We start from the raw sequence: 19,692 nt of genomic DNA, 5'->3' as shown, positions 1-19,692 counted from the left end.
ATTCACGGGCAACCAATCGTGCGATTCTGCGTCTGCTCGGCATGGGAATCAGGTGGTGAGGATGGTTGCGGCCGCCGTGCCCGGCGCGCCGTAGAGCTGGGCGAATCCCACCCGGGGATTCCCGGGCACTTGGCGGTCGCCGGCCTGGCCGCGCAGCTGGCGCACCAGTTCGTGGATCTGGCGCAGTCCCGAGGCGCCGATGGGCTCGCCGTTGGCGATCAGCCCGCCGTCGGTGTTGACCGGCAGTGTCCCGGTGATCTCGGTCGCCCCGACGGCGAGCAGCTTCTCCTGATCGCCGTCGGCGCAGAAGCCGCACTCGGCCATGTGGATGATCTCGGCGCCGGCGTCGGTGTCCTGCAGCTGGATGACATCGACGTCCTCGGGCGCCACACCGGCCTTGGCGAAGGCAGCGCGGGCGGCGTAGACCGTGGGCGCCACGTCTTCGGTGACCGGAGCGAAGGTGGTGTTCACCTCATAGGCGCCGTAACGACGGGTGCGTACCTCGACCGCGCGCAGGTATACCGGTTTGTCGGTGTAGCGGTGCGCGATGTCGGCGCGGCACATCACCACTGCGGCGGCGCCTTCGTCGGGGGCGCAGAACATGTACTGCGTGAGCGGGTAGTTCAGCATCGTCGAATCCAGGATCTCCACTTCGGAGATCGGCTTACGCCGGAATGCGTTGGGGTTCAACGCGCCGTTGCGGAAGTTCTTGGCGGCGACCCTGGCGAGGGTCTGCTGGGAGATGCCGTGATCGTGCAGGTAGCGGTTGGCCTTCATGCCGAAGAACTGGGTGGTCAGATACTGGCCGTTCTCGGCGTACCAGCGTGGCATCCCGACCAGGGCCGGATCCTCGGTGAACGCTCCTCGGGGATGCTTGTCCAAGCCGACGGCGATGCCGATGTCGTAGTCGCCGAGCCGGATACCGTCGGCGCAGACCTTGACGGCGCTGGCCGCGGTGGCGCACGCGTTGAACACGTTGGTGAACGGGATGCCGGACAACCCGACCATCCCGACGATCGCGTCCGGGTTGGCGACCGTCCAGCTGCCGCCGGTCGCGGCACCGATGTCATTCCAGTCCACGCCGGCGTCGGCGACCGCGGCGAAGATCGCGTCGACCCCCATTGCCATCGCCGACTTGCCTTCGAACCGGCCGAACGGGTGCAGGCCGACGCCGATGATCGCTACGTCATTACCCATGGGTCGCGTGCTCCTATACCGGCCGGAAGGCGAAGGTGATGATGTCGTTGCCGTCGGCATCGGAGGTGAACGGAATCATGACCAGTTCCACCGGCATCCCGAACTCCAGCTTGTCCGGATCGTTCTCGGTGAGGCGGCCCTCCACGCGGATGACATCGCCCAGCTGCACCAGGCCGACGCCGAAGGGTACGAAGTCCTTACCGGTGGGGCCCAGATACGGTGCCCCGGGCGCAAACCCCTGCGTGGTCCAGGCCACCAGGGTGCCGGTGCGCGGTAGGAGTTCTTGGCTCATCTGGTCGCCGCTGCAACTCGGACAGCGCGGCTGAGCCGGGAAAACGGTGGCGGCACAGGCATCGCAGCGGCTGCCGATCAGCTGTGGATTCTCCTCCGGCCACGTCGAGATGTCGGGTGCGAGCGCCTTCTGCATGGGACCTCCGCGTAACAGGTCTGCTAACTGTAATACTTACAGTAAAGTATCATCGATCCAGGCGAACAGCGGGCCTTCCGGCGCCGTCTGGCAATCACGGCAAAGGCTCTGGGATGGCAGCGAACGAGGGATCGGCGGTGCAGGGGCGCCGAGTCCTCGTCATGGGGGCCAGTGGCAATGTCGGCGCCTGCGTCACCAGACAGCTGGCCGCCCGCGGCGACGACGTGCGCGTGTTGCTGCGTCATTCCAGCTCCACCAAGGGGATTGACGGCCTCGACGTGCAGCGGTGTTACGGCGACATCTTCGACACCGAAGCGCTCGCCGCCGCTATGGCCGACCGCGACGTCGTGTACTACTGCGTCGTCGACACCCGGGCCGAGCTTCGCGACCCCGCCCCGCTGTTTCGGACCAATGTCGAGGGCCTGCGCAACGTCCTGGAGGTGGCGGCAACAGCCGAGCTCGACAGGTTCGTGTTCCTGAGCACCATCGGAACCATCGCGGTGGGACGCACCGGCGAAACCGTGGACGAAGACACGCCGTTCAACTGGACCCGCCAGGGCGGGGGATACATCGCCTCCCGGCGCGAGGCCGAGCGGCTGGTGCTGGAATACGTGGCCGAGCGCGGGCTACCCGCCGTCATCACCAACGTGTCGAACCCGTACGGCCCGCCGGACTGGCAGCCTCGGCAGGGGATGCTTGTTCAGCTCGCGGCGCTGGGGAAGATGCCGGCATACGCGCGCGGCGTGGGCGCCGAGGTGGTCGGGATCGACGACGCTGCCCGCGGGATGCTGCTGGCAGCGGAGCGGGGCAGGATCGGCGAGCGCTACATCCTCTCCGAGCGCTACATGACCCAGCGGGAGATGCTCACGATCGCGGCCGAAGCGGTCGGGGTCGCACCCCCGCGCATCGGGATTCCGATGGCCTTCCTGCATGTAGTGGGCCATGTGGTCGGCCTGGTCGGCGCGCTGCTGCGCCGCGACTTCGTATTCACCGCGACCGGCGCGCGACTGATGGCGTCGACGTCGCCTGCCGGCCACGGCAAGGCCACCCGGGAACTGGGCTGGCATCCCGAACCGACCGAACTCGCGATTCGGCGCGCCGCGAAGTTCTATCTGGAGCGAGGCAAGACATGATCCCGTTCGTGGTACGTCGGGACAACGACTTCCTGCCGAATCCCATCGGTCAGGGCGGGTGGGGGCCGACGCTGGGAGGCCAGGTGGTCGGCGGCCTGCTGGCCCGGGCGGTCGAAGGCCACGTCCCCGAGGATGATCTGCAACCCGCGCGCCTGACCGTCGAGATCCTTCGGCGAGTCGCCACCGAGCCGTTGCAGGTCACCGCGGGCGTGGTCCGGTCGGGCTCGCGGATGCGGGCGGTCGACGCCGCGATGACGCAGAACGGCGAACTGGTGGCCCGCGCCTCGGCGCTGTATCTGCGCCGTGGGGTGCAACCCGACGGCGAGTTCTTCACCACCGCGGTGACGCTGCCGCCGATTCCGGCGGAACCGGCACGCCACGACGAGTCGGTGCCGATGTTCATTCGGGCTTACGGCACCGACGAGGCCGGGCGCTTCCAATGGCAGTACGCCGGGCCGCGCTTCGCCTGGATACGCGAGATCCGCGATCTGGTAGACGGCGAGGAGATCTCGCCGTTCGTGCGGGCTGCGATGGCGGTCGACGTGACCGCGTCACTGACGAATTTCAGCACCGAGGGATTGGCCTTCATCAACGCCGACTTCACCTTGACCCTGAGCCGGCTACCGGTCGGTCCGTATATCTGTTTGGCGGCAATGACCCACTACAGCGACGCGGGTGTGGCGACCGGGAGTTCGAGCCTATTCGACGCGCACGGTCCGATCGGGATCGGCGTGACGACCGCGGTCGCCAACTTCAACTTCGACGCCGACCGGAAATACGACGGGCCGCCGACGCCCGGTTAAGCGATAGCGCCGGATTCCTTGAGCTTTTCGATACGGTCCCAGTCCATCCCGAGTCCGGTCAGGACGATTTCGGTGTGCTCGGCGGCCTGCGGGGCCCGGGTGGTCTGCAGCGGCTCGTGGTTGAACTGGACCGGGCCCCGGACCACCTTGAACGGCCGCCCGCCGTCGGCCGGTTCCACTTCGGCGATCATGTCGTTGGCGACGGCCTGCTCGTCGGAGCCCAGGTCGACCAGGCTCTGGAACGGCGCCCACTGGCCTTTCATGGTCTTGAGGTGTGTGCGCCAGTAGTCGAACGGCTTGGCGCCGATAGCGTCGGCGATCAGCGCCCCGGCCGCCGCCGCGTTGCGCATCAGCGGCAGCACATCGGAAAAGCGCGGGTCATCGGCGGCCTCGCCGATGCCCAGGTGCTCGAAGGTGTCCCGGATGTAGCCGGTCGGACTGACGATGCACAGGTTGATGGTCCCACCGTCGGAGGTGGTGTAGTTGCCCAGAAAGGGGTTGCCCTGCGACCCGGCGGATTCCGGCATCGCCGCACGCATGGCCTCGCCGGTGTCCAGTCCCTGTGTCACGCTGGCGCCGGCCGCCCACCACGCGGTCGACAGCAACGAGACGTCGACCTCGAGGGCCTCGCCGGTGCGCTCCCGGTGCAGCAGCGCAGCGGCGATCCCGCCCGCGATGTTCATTCCGCCGATTGAGTCGCCGAAGGCGGGGATTCCCTGTGACAGCGGGGTCCCCAGCTCCTCGGGGCTCAGCGCGTGGCCGACGCCGCTGCGGGTCCAAAAGGCAGTGCCGTCGAAGCCGCCGACATCACGCTCGGGGCCCTTGTCGCCGTACGCACTGCCCCGGGCGTAGACGATGTCGGGGTTGGCGGCGCGGATGTGCTCGACGTCGAACTTGTTCTTCTGCCGGGCGCGCGGCAGGTAGTTGGTCAGAAAAACATCTGCGGTAGCGGCCAATTCATAAAGTACCTGCTGCCCGTCGGCCAGCGAGACGTCGATCCCGACGCTGCGCTTGCCCCGGTTGGGGTGTTCCATCAGCGGGTGCCGGTCGGGGTTGAGCTCGAATCCGCCCATCCGGATGAAGCCCCGCTGGGTGTCGCCGCGTACCGGATGCTCGACCTTGATGACGTCGGCTCCCCAGTCGGCCAATATCGCACCGGCGGCGGGCACGAAGGTGAACTGCGCGACCTCCAGGACGCGGAAGCCGTTCATGACCTTGATCAACTCAGCGCGCTCCTGCCGCCGCCCAAAAGCTTTTGAAGTATTCTACTGTAATGGTTACCGTTGTATCCACGAAACGGCTTGCCCGCAGGTGAGCGACGGCGGGCAGCAAGCTAGCAGCGTCCAGATCGGCCGACGGGCCGCGGCCGCCGCGGAATCGCGCATGCTGATCGACGGCAAGTTGGTCGCGGCGGCCTCCGGGGCCCATTTCGACAATGTAAGCCCGGCCACCGGGCGGCTGTTGGGGACTACCGCTGCCGCCGGGGAGGCCGACATGGGGCAGGCGATCGGTGCCGCCCGCCGGGCCTTTGACGATACCGATTGGGCGACCAACCGCGCCCTGCGCAAGCGCTGCCTGGGACAACTGCAGGCGGCGCTGGAAGCCGAGAAGGAAGAGTTGCGCACCGAGTTGATCGCCGAGGTCGGCTGCCCGGTGATGACGACCCACCTGGCGCAACTGGATTGGCCGCTGGTCGACGGGCTGCGTTACCCAAGCCGGTTGATCGACGAATTCGACTGGGAGCGGCTACTCGACGGCGGCGGACTGTTCGGAGACCGCAACGTCCGCATGGTGGTCAAGGAGCCGGTCGGTGTGGTTGCGGCGATCACGCCGTCCAACTTCCCCGTCGAGGTGATCCTCAACAAGCTGGGTCCTGCTCTGGCGGCCGGCAATACCGTCGTCCTCAAGCCCGACCCGAACACCCCGTGGAACGCCACCCGGTTGGGACGCCTGATCGCTGAGCACACCGACATCCCCGCCGGGGTGGTCAACGTCGTGCCCACGCCGTCCAACGAGGTTGCCGGCCTGCTGGGAACCGATCCGCGAGTCGACATGATCTCTTTCACCGGGTCGACGGCCGTCGGCAAGCACCTGGCCCGCGCCAGCGCTGACACCATGAAGCGGACGTTCCTCGAGCTCGGCGGCAAGTCGGCGTTGATCGTGCTGGATGACGCCGATCCCGCCAAGGTCATTCCCGGCGCCGTCGGGGTATGCGTGCATGCCGGACAGGCGTGTGCCGCAACCACCCGGATGTTGGTTCACACCAGCATGTTCGATGAACTCGTCACGGCAGTCACCGCGGCCTTTGCCGCCGTGACCGTGGGCGATCCGGCCCTTCCGCAGACGCTGGTCGGCCCGCTGATCAGTGCCGCGCAGAAGCGCCGAGTGCTCGACGCCTACACGCGGGCCCGCCTCGACGGGGCCGAGATCACCACCGGCGGCGGCGAAGTCGAAGGACTGCCCGCCGAGCTGGCGGGGGGACACTACCTGCAGCCGACGGTGATCGTGGGGGTCGACAACAGCGCCGCGATCGCGCGGGAGGAGGTCTTCGGTCCCGTGCTGGTGATGCTGCCGTTCGGTGACGACGACGAGGCCGTGCGCCTCGCCAACGACAGCGCGTACGGGCTGGCCGGCGCAGTGGTCTCGGCGTCGAACGAACGGGCGCTGAACGTGGCCCGCCGAATCCGGACCGGGGCGATCGGCGTCAACGGAGGCATGTACTACGGCGCCGACGCTCCGTTCGGCGGCTACAAGAGCAGCGGCTGGGGCAGGCAGTGCGGGATCGAGGGGTTCGCGCAGTACCTGGAGACCAAGACGATCGGCTCCCGGCGGCCGCGGTCGGCGGGTCTCACGCAGTGAACGTCACCGGAAGCGAACGCGGGGAGCGGAAGGGCTGCCCGTAGATGTGCGGGTGGTCGTCGGTGACCAGAGTGATGTCACCGAGGCGGTCCAGCAGGCATTCCATGGCGACCCGCATCTCCATGCGGGCCAGATGCAGACCCATGCAGGTGTGTTCGCCGGCGGCGAAGGTGATGTGCGGAATCCACTTTCGGAAGATGTCGAACTCCTCAGCCCGTTCCCACCGGTTCTCGTCACGGTTGGCCGAGCCGATGCACACATCGACGACGGCGCCGGCGGGAAGCTCGACGCCGGCCACCTCGATGTCGCGGATTGCGGTGCGCTGCACGGTGGTCAGTGGAGTTTCGTACCGCAGGCCCTCCTCGATGGCGGCGCCGATCAGATCGTGGTCGTTGCGTACCGCTGCGAACTGTTCGGGATGGGTGAGCAACAGGTACAGCAGGTTGCTGGTAGCCCGGTAGGTGGTCTCCAAGCCGGCCGGCAGCAGCAGTCGCAGAAACGAGAAGATCGCTTCGTCGGTGAGCTTCTCGCCATCGACTTCCGCGGTGACCAGGTCGCCGATGATGTCGTCGGTGGGCGCGGACTTGCGTTTGTCCATCTGGGTCAGGAAATACTCTTTGAGTTCCGCCGACGCACGAAATGCCCGCTCGTAGGCCACGGTGTAGCTGATCAATTCGATGGCCCGCTGACGAAACCAGGGCAGGTCTTCTTCGGGGAGCCCCAGCAGCCTGGCGATCACCCGGGTGGGGAACTCGAAGGTGAATCCCGACACCAGGTCGGCGGTGCCCTCGGCGATGAACTCGTCGATCAGCGCGGTGCAGACCGGCCGAACCACCTCCGGCTCCCAGTGCACCAGCGACTTCCGTTTGAAGGCTGACGAGACCAGGTTGCGATGGTTGCGGTGCGGCTCGCCCTCCATCGCCAGGATCGTCGGTCCGATGAACAGCCCGATGGTGACATCGTAGATATGCGAGTTGAACGAGTCCGCATCGCGGAAGACTTGGTTGACCGCCTCGAAAGAGACGGCCGCGAACTGAGTTTTGGGCCGAAGCGACGCCGGGGTCTTGGTGTAGTCCATGACCGTTCCGGGGAAGATCCCGAGTCCCTCGCGCTTGCTCTGGAAGTAGGGGTACGGGTTCTTCAGGTAGTCGGCCGGCTTGTCGAGTGCGGCAGCGATGTCGTCAACCTGGCTCTCCACGGCTGATCTCCCGTCGGGCGTAGCAACGTACTGTAAGAATTACAGTAATCGATTTAGTATGTAGTGCGCCAGGGTCAGGCGAGACTGATCGGCATCCGCTTGATGCCGTGCACGAAGGTGCTCTGCAGGTACTCCGGTTCGCCGAGGGTGACCTCGGGCAAGCGGGTGAGCAGCTCGTAGAACAGGTGCCGCAGCTCCATCCGGGCGACATGGGTGCCCAGGCAATAGTGCGCGCCACCGCCGCCGAAGCCCAGGTGCGGGTTGGTGGCGCGGGTGATGTCGAATTCATGCGGCCGGTCGAACACGGTCTGGTCCCGATTGGCCGAGCAGTAGAACAGCGCCACCTTCTCGCCGGCCTTGATCTCGGTCCCGGCGACCTCGGTGTCGACCACCGCGTGGCGGCCGAAGGCGAGTACCGGTGTCGCCCAGCGCACGAACTCCTCGACCGCCCCGCCGATCCGATTGTCGTAATCCGCCAGCAGCCAGGCGCGCTGTTCGGGATGGTCGACGAGCGCCTTGAACGCATGCGTGGTGGCCTGCTTGGTGGTGTCGTTGCCGGCAGATCCCAGCAACACCATGAACGAGCCGAGCTCGGCGTCGGTCAGCCGGTGGCCGTCGACCTCGGCGTTGACCAGCTCGGTCATCAGGTCATCGTGCGGTTCGGCGCGGCGGCGTTGAGCCAACTCGACGCCGGAACCGGCCAGCACGCCCAGCTGCGTCATGACGTGCACGGCCCGCTCCTCCAGCGAGGCGTACTCCTCGTCGCTGCTACTGAACAGACATTCGGCGGCGTAGGCGACCTTCTGCTGGTCGGCCGGGTCGATACCGATCATGTCCGAGACGGTGCGCATAGGCAGTAGGCCCGAACAGCTTGCGACGAAGTCGATCTGGTCGCCGCTGCGCAATTGGGTCAGCAGGTCGTCAACGATGCTGCGAGAGTTGGCTTTGATCTGCTCCTCGATGCGCCGGACCTGCCGCGGCGTGAATCCCGAACTGATGAGCTTGCGATACCGGGTGTGGTCGGGCGGGTCCATCGCCAGGAAAAACGTCATGTTGCGCTGGATCTCGGCCGGCATCGGATCGACGCTGACGCCTTCGCGGGAACAGAACAGCTCTTCATGCTGGCTCACGAACTTGACGTCCGCGTGCCGGGTCGCCGCCCAGTAGCCGTCCTCTTCGTGGGGGAACACGGCGTCCAACGGCCGGTGCCAGGTCAGTCCGGGCTCGTCGCGCAGCGTCGCGAAGGTCTCGTCCCGGGTCCGGAAATCCTTGCCCCAGAACTCAGTTTCGGAGATGTCGAGCCGATGGTATGGGTGCGGCGATATCGGCGTGTCAGGTGACGAATCCAGTGTCATTGGTTTCCTCTCGGAAGGTTGGCCCTAGGGGACGGGTGTCCCGACGGTGATCGCATTCATGACGCCGCCGTCGACGAGAACGTCCTGGCCGGTGATCCAGCCGGCGCCGGGAGAGCCCAGGAAGTCGATCACCGGGACGATGTCCTCGACGCCGGCGTGCCGGCCGACGGCGGTACGTACGGTGTCGAGCATCTGTTTGCCCATCGACTGCTCGAAGTCGGGCAATATCGGCGTCTCCACCGGGCCCGGGCTCACCGTGTTGATCCGCACGCCGTACTCGGCGTGTGCTGTCGCGGCGCGGCGCGGCGCGGCGCTTGGCGTACAGGATCATCGCCTGCTTGGAGGTGCTGTAGACGGGGTAAGTCGGGTCCTGGCCCGCCTGCCGGCGCATGACCTCCTGCGCTTCGGTTGCTTCGAGTAGGCCGTTGAGCACCGGAATGCGCTGCTCCCACCCGAGTGCCGCCGTCGATGTCACCGCGACCACCGCGCCGCCGCGACGAAGCCGTGGCAGCAGGCCCTCGGTCATCAGACGCATGCCCAGGTAATTGACCGTCAGCGCATCGGCGGCCGGTGCGGTGCCGCGAACGCCGGCGACGTGAGCCAGCAGATCCCAGCCGTCACCGATTCCGGCGGTGAACTCGGCGATGGCCGCGGGATCCCTCAGGTCGCAGGTGGCGTGCTGGGAGGCCGGCGTGTGGTGGGCGCGTACGTCGACCGCGAGCACGCAATCGCCGCGCTGGTGGAAGTACGCGGCCGTGGCGGCGCCGATTCCCGACCCCGCGCCCACGACCACGACTTTGCGCCGCTGGTTGGTCATCCTCGCCAGCCTTCTGATGCACCCGAAATATCGACAGTAAGGACGACTGTAACGAATTCGGCGCTGGTGAACAATGCTACGGTTGGCCTTACCGGATAGCCGAAAGCTGCCCTGAGGAGCGGAGAATGAGCGCAACCGGCCAGGTCGTCGGATTCGTCGGAGCCGGCAGGATGGGCGAGCCCATGGTGCTGCGCCTGGCCGCCGCCGGGTACCGGGTTCAGGTGTACGCCCGCCGACCCCAGGCGCGGGAACGGCTCGCGGCCGCAGGAGCGGTGCCGGTGGAGTCGGTTGCCGCGGCCGCCCGTGATGCCGGCGTGGTGATCAGCTGCCTGTTCTCCGACGCGCAACTGCTCGAGGTCGCCGCCGGTGCCGACGGATTGCTCGCCCATGCCGACCCCGGCGCCGTCGTGGTCTCCCACACCACGGGCACGGTGGGCACGCTGACCGGCCTTGCGGCGGAGTTTCCGGACGGCCCGGTGCTGGTGGACGCCCCGGTCAGCGGAGGCGCCCACGACATCGAGGCGGGCACGCTCACTGTGCTGCTCGGCGGCCCCGACGACGCGGTGGCCCGGGCGCGGCCGGTGCTGGCGTCCTACGCCGAGCCGGTGATCCCCACCGGCGCGCTGGGCACCGCCTTGAACCTCAAGCTGATCAACAACGTGCTGTTCGCCGCCAACGCGCAACTTGTGGCCGCCGCGGTTGAGTTGGGCAAGAACCTCGGAGTGAGCGACACCAGCCTGTTCGAGGCGCTGCAGCAGTGCAGCGGCGGTAGCCGGGCAGCGGGGTACGTGCAGTCGGCCGGGGGTGTGGACAGCTTCGCCAAAATCGTTGCGCCCTTCATGCGCAAGGACGTTGCGGCCTGCATCGAGGCCGCCGCCGACCATGGCGTCGAACTGGGCCAGTTGCAGACCGTGGCCCAAAACGGGCCGCTGGACCTGTCGTGACTACCGACCTGGCAAATCTGCTGGAGAAGCAGCGGCGCTCCTTCGCCGACGACGGGCCGCCCAGCGCCGCTGTCCGGCGCAACCGCATCGACCGGCTGATGGCGATGGTGCTGGACAACGTCGACGCTTTCACCGAGGCGATGGCGCACGATTTCGGGACCCGGTCGCGGGAGGCCTCCCTGGCCACTGAGCTGATCGGCATCATCCCCGTCGTGGAGCACACCAGATCGCATGTGCGGCAATGGATGCGCCCCCGCAGTCTGCTGCGCCCGGCCAGGCTGGCCGGACTGCGGGCGCAGGTGCAGCCGACCCCGCTGGGCGTGGTGGGAATCATCGGACCATGGAACTTTCCACTGCAACTGGTGGTGGTCCCGGCGGCGGCGGCTTTCGCGGCGGGCAACCGGGTGATGATCAAGATGTCGGAGATCACCTGGCGCACCGCCGAGCTCATGCAGCGGCTTGCGCCGGACTATTTCGATGAAGCCGAGCTGGCCGTCGTCACCGGCGGCCCCGAGGTGGCGGGCGCCTTCGCGGGTCTGCCGTTCGACCATGTTTTTTTCACCGGCTCACCGCCGGTGGGCTCCCTGGTGCAGCGGGCCGCCGCGCAAAACCTTGTTCCGGTGACATTGGAACTGGGCGGCAAGAACCCCGTCGTGGTAGGCCCCGGCGCGGACATCCGGCGCTCGGCGAAGCGGATCGCAGCGGGCCGAATGGTCAACGGCGGGCAGGCCTGCGTGTGCCCGGACCATGTGCTGGTGCCCGAGGGCGAGGTGGACGCCTTCGTCGATGCGGCCCGCCAGGCCCTGCAGGCGATGTTCCCGACGATCCTGGCCAACGACGATTACTGCTCCTGCGTCAACGACGCCAACTTCGACCGGGTGCTGGGCCTGATCGAGGACGCTCGCCGGCGCGGCGCCGAGGTGGAGACCGTCGCGCCCGCCGGCGAGGCACTCCCGGATCGCATCTCGCGCAAGATCGCCCCCACCATCGTGCGCGGCGTCGAGCCGACCATGCGCATCTGCGAGGAGGAGATCTTCGGCCCGGTGTTGGTGGTGCAGGGCTACACTAGCCTGGATGAGGCGATCGAGACCATCAACGGACGTCCGGCCCCGCTGGTCGCCTACTGGTTCGGGCCGGACGACAAGAACTTTCGCGATTTCGTCCGGCGCAGCCGAAGTGGGGGAGTGGCCCGCAACGACTTCGCCGCGCACATGATTCCCCCCGGGGCGCCGTTCGGCGGAGTGGGGCGCAGCGGCATGGGCGCCTACCACGGCAAGGTGGGCTTCGACGCGTTCAGCCACTACCGGACCGTGGTGGGATCCGATCTCCCGTTCAGCATCACGGGAAGTGCTGCGCCGCCGTTTCGGCCCGCGATGCGCTTCTACGCCGAGGCGATGGTGCGCTCGGCGCGCAACCGCGCGCGACGCCGGTCCCGGCGCGTCTGAGCGGGTATCAGCCCTGCTCGGCCTGTTCGCGCGCCCAACGGTAGTCGGCCTTGCCGGCGGGGCTGCGCACGATCGCCGGCCGGAAGGCGACGGCCTTGGGCAGCTTGTAGCGGGCCAGCGACTTGCCGGCATGCTCGATGAGCTCAGCGGCGGTGACGTCGGCACCCTCGGCGAGGGCCACCACGGCCACCACCTCCTGTCCCCAGCGTTCGCTGGGCCGGCCCGCGACCACCACGTCGACGACGCCCGGGTGGGAGGCCAGAGCCGTTTCGACCTCTTCGGCGAAGATCTTCTCCCCGCCGGAGTTGATCGTCACCGAATCCCGCCCGAGCAGCTCGATCGATCCGTCCTCCAGATGCCGCGCACGGTCGCCGGGAACAGCGAAGCGCGCCCCGTCGATCACCGGGAACGTCGCCGCGGTCTTGGCGGCATCGCCCTTGTAGCCCAGGGGGACATAGCCGCGCTGACCCAGCCAGCCCAGGCCGTCGTGCCCGGGCTGCAGGACGGCACCCAGGTCTTCGGCCACCACGCAGGTGTCCGGTCCACCGGCGAAGGTTCCGGTGGAGACCGCGCCCGAGGTCGACATGTGCCGCATCTGGGCGCCGGTCTCGGAAGAACCGACCCCGTCGATCACCATGGCGCCGGGCAGGGTCTCGACGATCTGCTGTTTGACGTACGGCGTCAGCAGCGCCCCGCCGTTGGCGACCACCAGCAGCGACGACACATCGGCACTGCCTTTGCGAATCGCGTCGAGCAGCGGCCGGGCCATCGCGTCGCCGACCACGGTCACCGACAGCACCTTCTCCCGCTCAATGGCGCGTACCACGTCGTCGGCGTCGAAGTGGTCCACCACCGACGGAAATACCAGGGTCTGGCCGGTGTTGATCGCGGTCATCACTGCCCACTGCGCGGCACCGTGGATCAGCGGCGGCAGGATCATCAGCTTGACGCCGGGGTTTTCCCGGGCCGGCCCCACGATGTCGTCGATGGAGCTGACTTCTTCGGCGGTCATCAGATTGCGGCCGCCGAACGAGCCCATGAAGATGTCGTGCTGACGCCAGAGCACGCCCTTGGGCATGCCGGTGGTGCCGCCGGTGTAGAGCACATAAAGGTCGTCGGGGCAGGGCTGCACCGGAGGCGGCTCCGGCGAGCTGTCCGCCAGGACGGTCTCGTAGTCGACGGCTCCATCGAGCAGCGCGTTGCCGGAATCGTCGGCGATCTGGATGAGCACCTTGAGCTGGGGGAGCTCGGGAAGGACCTCGGCCAGCGTGGGCGCGAAAGCGGCGTGGTACACCAGCGCGGTGGCGCCCGAATCCGCGAGCAGGTACGACAACTCGTTGCGCACGTACCGGTAGTTGACGTTGAACGGCGCCACCCGGGCGCGGAAGCTGCCCAGCAGGGTCTCGACGAACTCATTGCCGTTGTAGGCGTAGATGCCCAGGAGGTCTTGGCCCGCCTCGTGCTGGCCGAGTTCGGAGCGCGGCGTGTGACACCCCAGCCCGCGGGAGTGCAGGTAGGACGCCAAGCGGTTGGACCGCTCCAGGATCTGGGCGTAGCTGTAGCGCCGGTCGCCCTGGACGATCATGTCGCGGTCGCCGATCGCGGCGGCTACCGCGTCGAAGACTTCCGGCACGGTGAACGGGGTCAGGGGTGCCACGTGTGCATCAGCTCCTCTGTGGTGGTGATCGTCGCCAGCAGGGACAAGGTGTTGTCGATAATGGCAGCACCGTACTCGCCCGCGACACCGGCCACCGCATCGTGCCAGGTCCGCCATGTCGGCGGTCATGGCAAGACGGCGGTCAGCTCAGGTCGGTGGGCGGTACGTCATAAAACTGTGTCGCCCATTTCCGCAGAGTCATGAATGGTTTCGCATCGACCTTGGACAGTGCCGGATTCTCGATGTAGCGCTGGTAACGCCAGATCCCCAAGTCGTCTTCGACGGTGATCAGGAACTGCTTCTCCACGCGCGCCCGCACGTCCTCCGGCGGCGCGTCGGAATCATCACCGGGAATCCGCGGCCACCAGATCGAATAGAACAGATCTGAGCGGCCCTCGTCCACCGGCGTGCAGGCGAAGATCAGCCGGTGCTGCTGCACACCCTCGAAGATGCTGATCGCCCCACCCAGGCCGAACAGGTGGCTGTGGAAGCGCAACGCCATCTGCTCGGGGTCCTCGGAGCGTTCATCGGGAAAGCCGGCGACGAAGTGCCACTCTTGGTCGACCATCTTCCACTCAAGCACCCTCGGCGTCACCGTCGCGTGGTGCACGTACTGGAAATGTGCGCTGTCAGCGGCGTTCTCGGCGACGATCTGCGGGTGAACCGGTTCGCCTTCCAGGCGCCGGGAGAACTCCGGGAAGGCCCGGTAGTAACCCTGCGGTCCGGTGGTGAACTGGGGAAATTTGCCGAAGATGTCGGGCATCTCCCAGTGGGGTTCGGCGCCGTCGGGGTGGTGCCATACGAACACGCAGCCGTGCTGCTCGCGGACCGGGTAGACCCGCAGGCGCAGCGCCTTGTTCGGCCGGTCCGGTTGGTAGGGGATGAATTTGTTGCAGCCGTCGGGGCCCCACTGCCAGCCGTGGAAGGGGCACTCAAGACGGTCCTCGACGACGGCGCCGCCGTGGCCGAGATGGGCGCCCATGTGCTTGCAATGGGCCTCCATCACATGCAATTCACCGCGGGCGTCCCGGTAGGCGACCAGGTCTTCGTCGAAGTAGTGCAGGGCGCGCGACTGACCCGGGACGAACTCCGGGGACCAGCCGATCATGAACCAGCCGGTGACCTTCCAGGTGAAGGGAACCTTCATCGCGTGTCCTCCCACGGGCAGTCAACTGAATACCGTACCGTAAGCCCATCGATACATCTACCGGCGAAGGCGGCCAATGACTGAGCGGGTCCTCGGTGAGCTGGGCTACTACCTGCTGGCCGGCGCCGGCGGCGACGGACCGGCCGCGCTCCCGGGACAGGCGCGCCGGGGCGAGGAGCTGGGCCTGGGCACGGCGTTCATCTCCGAACGCTGGAACGTCAAGGAGGCCGCGTCGCTGGTCGGCGCCGCATGCGCGGTCACCGAGCGGACCCAGATCGCCACCGCGGCAACCAACCACAACACCCGCCACCCGCTGATCACCGCGTCGTGGGCCACCACCATGCACCGGTTGTCCGGGGGGCGGTTCACGCTGGGCATCGGGCGCGGTGTGGCCGCGATGTACGCCGCGTTCGGCATACCGAGCGTCACCACCGCGCAGATGGCCGACTTCGCGCAGGTGATGCGCCGCCTCTGGAACGGCGAGACGATCATCAACCACGACGGGCCGATCGGGCGCTACCCGGTGCTGTTCCTGGACCCGGACTTCGGCGAAGACATCCGCCTGGCACTGGTGGCGTTCGGGCCGAAGACGCTGGCGCTGGGCGGGGCGCTGTTCGACGACGTCATCTTGCACACCTACTTCAGCCCGCAGACACTGCAGCGCAGTGTGCGGACGGTGAAAGAAGCCGCCGAGCGCGCCGGCCGCGACCCGGCGCAGGTTCGCGTCTGGTCCTGTCTGGCCACCGTAGGCGATCACCTGCCCGAAGAGCTGCGGTTGCACAAGACCGTCGCACGCCTGGCGACCTACCTGCAGGGCTACGGCGACCTGATGGTGCGCACCAACGACTGGGATCCGGCCGTGCTGCAGCGCTTCCGCGACGATCCGGTGGTGCTGTCGATTCCGGGCGGCATCGATCACAAAGCCACCGCCGAGCAGATCGAGCACATCGCGACGCTGATCCCCGCAGAATGGCTCGAGCCCGCGGCGACCGGCCCGGCGAGCCGCTGCGCCGGGCGCATCCGCCGGGAGTTCGATTACGGGGCCGACGCGGTGATCCTGCACGGCGCCACGCCCGACGAACTGGAGCCCGTCGTCGCCGCGTACCGCACCGCCGTGGGCTGAGGCCGGTACCGGGCAGGGGCCGGATCAGTCCAGGCCGCCGCGGATGGCGTCGAACGCGTCGCCCAACACCTGCGGCAAGACCAGCGTCTCGTCGCCCAGCCAGCGCTCGTAGGCGCTCAGTGCTACGCCCAGCATGGTCCACGCCACCGTCTGCGGCCGTAGGTCGTCTGGGTGCAGGCCCGCCCGGCGGGCCACGAACTCCGCGATGACCGCGCGCCAGCCGGCATACATCGTCATCGAGTACGCCTGCAGTTCGTCGGTCTGCAGGATCACGCGCATGCGCCGCCGGTGCCGCGCCGTCTCGCTCTCGTCAAAGGTGTTGAACGCCAGCAGTGCCGCGCGCAGCGCATCGCCCAGCGGCGCCGCCGGCTCGATGGCGTCCAGCAGGGCCCGCAGTTGCTGCAGGTGCGCGTCGAAGTCGCCCCACGGGATGGCGCTCTTGGAGGCGTAGTACCGGAACAGCGTGCGGCGGCCGATACCCGCGGCGTGCGCCACGTCGTCCACGCTGACCTCGCCGAAACCGCGCGCGGCGAAGAGGTCGATCGCCACGTCGGTGATGTGGTGCGGGGTGGTGGACCGGCGCCGGCCGGCGCGGGTGTGTGGCTCCAGTGCACCGCCCATCCGACAGCCCCGCTTTCTTTACGGCACTCGATGCCATATTCTGTCCCGAGATTGTGACCGACACGACAGTGCATTGTCGAACCCCGGAGAAAGGCTCGCGTCATGGACAGCAACCTGCAGAACGACACCGCCGCCGAGATCGTCACCGAGACCCTGGTCGAAGAGGTGTCCATCGACGGCATGTGCGGCGTCTACTGACCATGCCGGAGGTCGCCGTGCAGTCGGAGGCAACAGTGTTCGACCCCGACCGCGGCTGGCAGCTCCACCCGCAGGTGGCGCTGCGTCCGGAGCCGTTTGGTGCCCTGCTGTACCACTTCGGCACTCGTAAGTTGTCGTTTCTGAAGAACCGCACCATCGTCGAGGTGGTGCGGTCTCTGCCGGACCACGACGATGTCCGGTCCGCCTGCCGTGCAGCCGGAGTCGACGACGCCGACCAGGGTCCCTACCTGCATGCGCTGCGCGTGCTGGCGGACTCGAAGATGCTGATGCCCAGGGAGGGCCAATGACGTCCGTGGCACCGGTGCCCCGGCTGATCGAACAATTCGAGCGTGGCCTGGACGCTCCGATCTGCCTGACGTGGGAACTGACCTACGCCTGCAACCTGGCGTGTGTGCACTGCCTGTCTTCGTCGGGCAAGCGCGATCCCCGCGAGCTGTCCACGCAACAATGCAAGGACATCATCGATGAGCTGGAACGCATGCAGGTGTTCTACGTCAACATCGGCGGCGGTGAACCCACTGTGCGCGCAGACTTCTGGGAGCTGGTGGACTACGCCACCGAGCATCACGTCGGCGTGAAGTTCTCCACCAACGGCCTGCGGATCACGCCCGAGGTGGCGGCCCAACTGGCGGCCAGCGACTACGTCGACGTCCAGATCTCCCTCGACGGCGCGACCGCGGAGGTCAACGACCCCATCCGCGGGCCCGGCTCGTTCGACATGGCGATCCGCGCGCTGGAGAACCTGGCTGCGGCCGGCTTCTCCGACGCCAAGATCTCCGTCGTCGCGACCCGCCACAACATCGACCAGCTCGACGACTTCGCCGCATTGGCCAGCCGGTACGGGGCCACCCTGCGCATCACTCGGCTCCGGCCGTCCGGGCGGGGAGCCGACGTGTGGGACGAGCTGCACCCGACCGCCGAACAGCAGGTGGCGCTCTACGACTGGCTGGTCGCCAATGGGGAGCGCGTGCTGACCGGCGACTCTTTCTTTCACCTGTCGGGGCTCGGGGCCCCCGGTGCGCTTGCCGGGCTGAACATGTGCGGCGCCGGCCGGGTGGTCTGCCTCATCGACCCCGTCGGGGATGTCTACGCATGTCCGTTCGCCATTCATGACCGCTTTCTGGCCGGAAATGTGTTGGCCGACAACGGCTTCGGCAACGTCTGGAAGAATGCTCCGCTGTTTCGCGAGCTGCGGGAACCGCAGTCCGCGGGTGCGTGCGGTGGTTGCGAGCACTACGACAGCTGCCGGGGCGGGTGCATGGCCGCCAAGTTCTTCACCGGCTTGCCGCTCGATGGCCCCGATCCCGAATGTGTGCAGGGCTACGGCGCGCCCGCCCTGGCCGCCGAACGCACCAAGCCCCGTCCCGCCGCGGACCACTCCCGCGGTAAGCCGATCACGTCTGTGGTACCGCTGACGCTGTCCATGCGCCCGCCGGCCCGCCTCTGCAACGAAAGTCCGATCTGAACATGGCTCGTAATCTCTGGTTCGAAACTGTGGCAGTCGCCCAGGAGAGAGCCAAAAAGCGGCTTCCCAAGTCCGCATACTCCTCGCTGATCTCGGCCAGCGAAAAAGGTCTGACGGTCAGCGACAACGTCGCGGCGTTCAGCGAGCTGGGTTTCGCTCCCCATGTGGTGGGCGCACCGGCCAGTCGCGAACTGTCGACCACCGTTATGGGCCAAGAGATCTCAATGCCGGTCATGATTTCGCCTACCGGAGTTCAGGCGATCGACCCGGACGGCGAGGTAGCTGTCGCCCGAGCCGCGGCGGCCCGCGGCACCGCGATGGGTCTGTCGTCGTTCGCCAGCAAGCCGATGGAAGAGGTGATCGCCGCCAATCCCAAGACCTTCTTCCAGATCTACTGGCTTGGGGGACGCGATGCCATCGCCGAGCGGGTGGAGCGCGCTCGGGCGGCCGGGGCGCTCGGTCTGATCGCCACCACCGACTGGAGCTTCTCGCACGGGCGGGACTGGGGCAGTCCCACCATCCCCGAGAAGATGGATCTCAAGACCATGATCACGATGATGCCGGAGGCCCTCGCGAGGCCGGGCTGGTTCCTGCGGTGGGCCAAGACCCTGCGTCCTCCGACTCTGCGGGTGCCCAACCAGGCACGCCCCGGCGAGTCCGGGCCGCCGTTCTTTCAGGCCTATGGAGAATGGATGGGTACACCGCCGCCCACCTGGGAAGATATCGCCTGGGTTCGCGAACTGTGGGGCGGGCCGTTCATGCTCAAGGGCGTGATGCGCGTCGACGACGCCAAACGTGCTGTAGATGCCGGTGTTTCGGCGATCTCGGTCTCCAACCACGGTGGCAACAACCTGGACGGCACTCCTGCGGCGATCCGGGCCCTGCCGGCCATCGCCCAGGCGGTCGGCGACCAGATCGAGGTGCTGCTCGACGGCGGTATCCGGCGGGGCAGCGACGTTGTCAAGGCGGTCGCGCTGGGCGCGCGTGCGGTGATGATCGGCCGGGCCTACCTGTGGGGTCTGGCCGCCGCCGGGCAGCCGGGTGTGGAGAACGTCCTGGACATCCTGCGGGGCGGTATCGACTCGGCCCTGATGGGGCTCGGCCGGGCCTCGGTGCACGACCTGTCGCCGGAGGACATCCTGATTCCGGCTGGTTTCGCCCGTGCGCTCGGCGTGCCGGCCGCTCAGGCCGGGTAGTCCGCCCGGGTCGTCCACCTGCGAAATCAGCCCCGGCAGCTGATACGCCCGTGGCCAACGGGACGAACGTGATCAGGCGCGGCCGG

The 19,692-nt window shown here is 67.6% G+C and carries 18 protein-coding genes and 2 pseudogenes; 10 read left to right on the top strand and 10 right to left on the bottom strand.

Going from position 1 to position 19,692, the window contains the following annotated elements:
• Window positions 1-48: 48 nt before the first annotated feature.
• Both G6N14_RS13880 and G6N14_RS13875 read right to left on the bottom strand, forming a co-directional pair.
• Entirely contained in the window at window positions 49-1,197 is a 1,149-nt protein-coding gene (locus G6N14_RS13880; protein ID WP_085137344.1) for a thiolase family protein, read from the bottom strand.
• A gap of 13 nt (window positions 1,198-1,210) precedes the next feature.
• A complete protein-coding gene (locus G6N14_RS13875) occupies window positions 1,211-1,624 on the bottom strand; it encodes a Zn-ribbon domain-containing OB-fold protein (protein WP_085137345.1) in 414 nt (137 codons plus the stop codon).
• 113 nt (window positions 1,625-1,737) lie between these two features.
• Between G6N14_RS13875 and G6N14_RS13870 the strand changes: the two genes are divergently transcribed.
• Both G6N14_RS13870 and G6N14_RS13865 read left to right on the top strand, forming a co-directional pair.
• On the top strand, window positions 1,738-2,757 hold the full coding sequence (locus G6N14_RS13870) for an NAD-dependent epimerase/dehydratase family protein (RefSeq protein WP_085137347.1): 1,020 nt from the start codon (window positions 1,738-1,740) through the stop codon (window positions 2,755-2,757).
• A complete protein-coding gene (locus tag G6N14_RS13865) occupies window positions 2,754-3,560 on the top strand; it encodes a thioesterase family protein (protein WP_085137349.1) in 807 nt (268 codons plus the stop codon). Before G6N14_RS13870 ends, G6N14_RS13865 begins: the two co-directional genes overlap by 4 nt.
• On the opposite strand, the gene G6N14_RS13860 is transcribed toward G6N14_RS13865, so the two are convergent.
• Complete coding sequence (locus G6N14_RS13860; RefSeq protein ID WP_085137440.1) at window positions 3,557-4,771, bottom strand: CaiB/BaiF CoA transferase family protein; 1,215 nt, start codon at window positions 4,769-4,771, stop codon at window positions 3,557-3,559. The two genes, G6N14_RS13865 and G6N14_RS13860, sit on opposite strands and share 4 nt — an antisense overlap.
• 172 nt (window positions 4,772-4,943) lie before the next feature.
• Between G6N14_RS13860 and G6N14_RS13855 the strand changes: the two genes are divergently transcribed.
• Window positions 4,944-6,419, top strand: a complete 1,476-nt coding sequence (locus G6N14_RS13855) for an aldehyde dehydrogenase family protein (protein WP_234809029.1) — start codon at window positions 4,944-4,946, stop codon at window positions 6,417-6,419.
• Here G6N14_RS13855 and G6N14_RS13850 read toward each other — a convergent pair.
• The 3 genes and pseudogenes from G6N14_RS13850 to G6N14_RS21480 all read right to left on the bottom strand — a co-directional run bounded on the left by G6N14_RS13850 (window position 6,409) and on the right by G6N14_RS21480 (window position 9,789).
• Window positions 6,409-7,617 carry a cytochrome P450 gene (locus G6N14_RS13850; protein ID WP_085137353.1) on the bottom strand — a complete coding sequence of 403 codons (1,209 nt, stop codon included), beginning with the start codon at window positions 7,615-7,617 and terminating at the stop codon, window positions 6,409-6,411. The two genes, G6N14_RS13855 and G6N14_RS13850, sit on opposite strands and share 11 nt — an antisense overlap.
• A 74-nt stretch (window positions 7,618-7,691) precedes the next feature.
• Window positions 7,692-8,972, bottom strand: coding sequence for a cytochrome P450 (locus tag G6N14_RS13845; protein ID WP_085137355.1), 1,281 nt, complete (start codon window positions 8,970-8,972; stop codon window positions 7,692-7,694).
• Between the two features lie 24 nt (window positions 8,973-8,996).
• Window positions 8,997-9,789 (bottom strand): annotated as a pseudogene (locus G6N14_RS21480) (SDR family oxidoreductase).
• 125 nt (window positions 9,790-9,914) lie between these two features.
• Between G6N14_RS21480 and G6N14_RS13835 the strand changes: the two are divergent.
• On the top strand, window positions 9,915-10,733 hold the full coding sequence (locus G6N14_RS13835) for an NAD(P)-dependent oxidoreductase (RefSeq protein ID WP_085137357.1): 819 nt from the start codon (window positions 9,915-9,917) through the stop codon (window positions 10,731-10,733).
• Window positions 10,734-10,750: 17 nt separating this feature from the next.
• Window positions 10,751-12,178: an aldehyde dehydrogenase family protein gene (locus G6N14_RS13830; protein ID WP_085137442.1), complete on the top strand. Its 1,428-nt coding sequence runs from the start codon at window positions 10,751-10,753 to the stop codon at window positions 12,176-12,178.
• A gap of 7 nt (window positions 12,179-12,185) precedes the next feature.
• On the opposite strand, the gene G6N14_RS13825 is transcribed toward G6N14_RS13830, so the two are convergent.
• The 3 genes and pseudogenes from G6N14_RS13825 to G6N14_RS13815 all read right to left on the bottom strand — a co-directional run bounded on the left by G6N14_RS13825 (window position 12,186) and on the right by G6N14_RS13815 (window position 14,982).
• Window positions 12,186-13,835, bottom strand: a complete 1,650-nt coding sequence (locus tag G6N14_RS13825; protein WP_109559928.1) for a medium-chain acyl-CoA ligase Mig — start codon at window positions 13,833-13,835, stop codon at window positions 12,186-12,188.
• Window positions 13,823-13,936, bottom strand: a pseudogene (locus tag G6N14_RS13820) (cysteine hydrolase); the annotation flags it as partial. The pseudogene G6N14_RS13820 and the gene G6N14_RS13825, both read right to left, overlap by 13 nt.
• A gap of 41 nt (window positions 13,937-13,977) precedes the next feature.
• A complete protein-coding gene (locus G6N14_RS13815; RefSeq protein ID WP_085137359.1) occupies window positions 13,978-14,982 on the bottom strand; it encodes an aromatic ring-hydroxylating oxygenase subunit alpha in 1,005 nt (334 codons plus the stop codon).
• Between the two features lie 76 nt (window positions 14,983-15,058).
• On the opposite strand from G6N14_RS13815, the gene G6N14_RS13810 reads away from it, so the two are divergent.
• Window positions 15,059-16,105, top strand: coding sequence for a TIGR03857 family LLM class F420-dependent oxidoreductase (locus G6N14_RS13810; RefSeq protein WP_085137361.1), 1,047 nt, complete (start codon window positions 15,059-15,061; stop codon window positions 16,103-16,105).
• A 24-nt stretch (window positions 16,106-16,129) separates the two neighbouring features.
• Here G6N14_RS13810 and mftR read toward each other — a convergent pair whose 3' ends face one another.
• Window positions 16,130-16,726, bottom strand: a complete 597-nt coding sequence (mftR, locus tag G6N14_RS13805; RefSeq protein ID WP_085137363.1) for a mycofactocin system transcriptional regulator MftR — start codon at window positions 16,724-16,726, stop codon at window positions 16,130-16,132.
• A 102-nt stretch (window positions 16,727-16,828) separates the two neighbouring features.
• Between mftR and mftA the strand changes: the two genes are divergently transcribed.
• From mftA to mftD, 4 genes are read left to right on the top strand one after another with little or no spacing between them, the layout of a single operon-like run.
• Complete coding sequence (gene mftA, locus G6N14_RS13800; protein ID WP_082109703.1) at window positions 16,829-16,924, top strand: mycofactocin precursor MftA; 96 nt, start codon at window positions 16,829-16,831, stop codon at window positions 16,922-16,924.
• 2 nt (window positions 16,925-16,926) lie between these two features.
• Window positions 16,927-17,232 carry a mycofactocin biosynthesis chaperone MftB gene (gene mftB, locus G6N14_RS13795; protein ID WP_085137365.1) on the top strand — a complete coding sequence of 102 codons (306 nt, stop codon included), beginning with the start codon at window positions 16,927-16,929 and terminating at the stop codon, window positions 17,230-17,232.
• Window positions 17,229-18,410, top strand: coding sequence for a mycofactocin radical SAM maturase (mftC, locus tag G6N14_RS13790; protein ID WP_085137366.1), 1,182 nt, complete (start codon window positions 17,229-17,231; stop codon window positions 18,408-18,410). The genes mftB and mftC overlap by 4 nt, the downstream gene beginning before the upstream one ends.
• 2 nt (window positions 18,411-18,412) lie before the next feature.
• Complete coding sequence (mftD, locus tag G6N14_RS13785; protein WP_085137368.1) at window positions 18,413-19,606, top strand: pre-mycofactocin synthase MftD; 1,194 nt, start codon at window positions 18,413-18,415, stop codon at window positions 19,604-19,606.
• The last annotated feature ends 86 nt before the right edge of the window (window positions 19,607-19,692 follow it).

The sequence above is a fragment of the Mycolicibacter hiberniae genome, from assembly GCF_010729485.1.
GTDB lineage: Bacteria > Actinomycetota > Actinomycetes > Mycobacteriales > Mycobacteriaceae > Mycobacterium > Mycobacterium hiberniae.
The sequence above is the reverse complement of the archived record's forward strand: the minus strand, read 5'-3'. Positions and strand labels throughout refer to the sequence as shown.

What these genes read in the sequence shown, in the direction of transcription:
- G6N14_RS13880 (WP_085137344.1), bottom strand. Translation starts at nt 1,197, where the DNA reads ATGGGTAATGACGTAGCGATCATCGGCGTCGGCCTGCACCCGTTCGGC.
- G6N14_RS13870 (WP_085137347.1), top strand. Translation starts at nt 1,738, where the DNA reads ATGGCAGCGAACGAGGGATCGGCGGTGCAGGGGCGCCGAGTCCTCGTC.
- mftR (WP_085137363.1), bottom strand. Translation starts at nt 16,726, where the DNA reads ATGGGCGGTGCACTGGAGCCACACACCCGCGCCGGCCGGCGCCGGTCC.
- G6N14_RS13835 (WP_085137357.1), top strand. Translation starts at nt 9,915, where the DNA reads ATGAGCGCAACCGGCCAGGTCGTCGGATTCGTCGGAGCCGGCAGGATG.
- G6N14_RS13860 (WP_085137440.1), bottom strand. Translation starts at nt 4,771, where the DNA reads ATGAACGGCTTCCGCGTCCTGGAGGTCGCGCAGTTCACCTTCGTGCCC.
- mftA (WP_082109703.1), top strand. Translation starts at nt 16,829, where the DNA reads ATGGACAGCAACCTGCAGAACGACACCGCCGCCGAGATCGTCACCGAG.
- mftB (WP_085137365.1), top strand. Translation starts at nt 16,927, where the DNA reads ATGCCGGAGGTCGCCGTGCAGTCGGAGGCAACAGTGTTCGACCCCGAC.
- G6N14_RS13855 (WP_234809029.1), top strand. Translation starts at nt 4,944, where the DNA reads ATGCTGATCGACGGCAAGTTGGTCGCGGCGGCCTCCGGGGCCCATTTC.
- G6N14_RS13815 (WP_085137359.1), bottom strand. Translation starts at nt 14,982, where the DNA reads ATGAAGGTTCCCTTCACCTGGAAGGTCACCGGCTGGTTCATGATCGGC.
- G6N14_RS13810 (WP_085137361.1), top strand. Translation starts at nt 15,059, where the DNA reads ATGACTGAGCGGGTCCTCGGTGAGCTGGGCTACTACCTGCTGGCCGGC.
- mftC (WP_085137366.1), top strand. Translation starts at nt 17,229, where the DNA reads ATGACGTCCGTGGCACCGGTGCCCCGGCTGATCGAACAATTCGAGCGT.
- G6N14_RS13865 (WP_085137349.1), top strand. Translation starts at nt 2,754, where the DNA reads ATGATCCCGTTCGTGGTACGTCGGGACAACGACTTCCTGCCGAATCCC.
- mftD (WP_085137368.1), top strand. Translation starts at nt 18,413, where the DNA reads ATGGCTCGTAATCTCTGGTTCGAAACTGTGGCAGTCGCCCAGGAGAGA.
- G6N14_RS13875 (WP_085137345.1), bottom strand. Translation starts at nt 1,624, where the DNA reads ATGCAGAAGGCGCTCGCACCCGACATCTCGACGTGGCCGGAGGAGAAT.
- G6N14_RS13845 (WP_085137355.1), bottom strand. Translation starts at nt 8,972, where the DNA reads ATGACACTGGATTCGTCACCTGACACGCCGATATCGCCGCACCCATAC.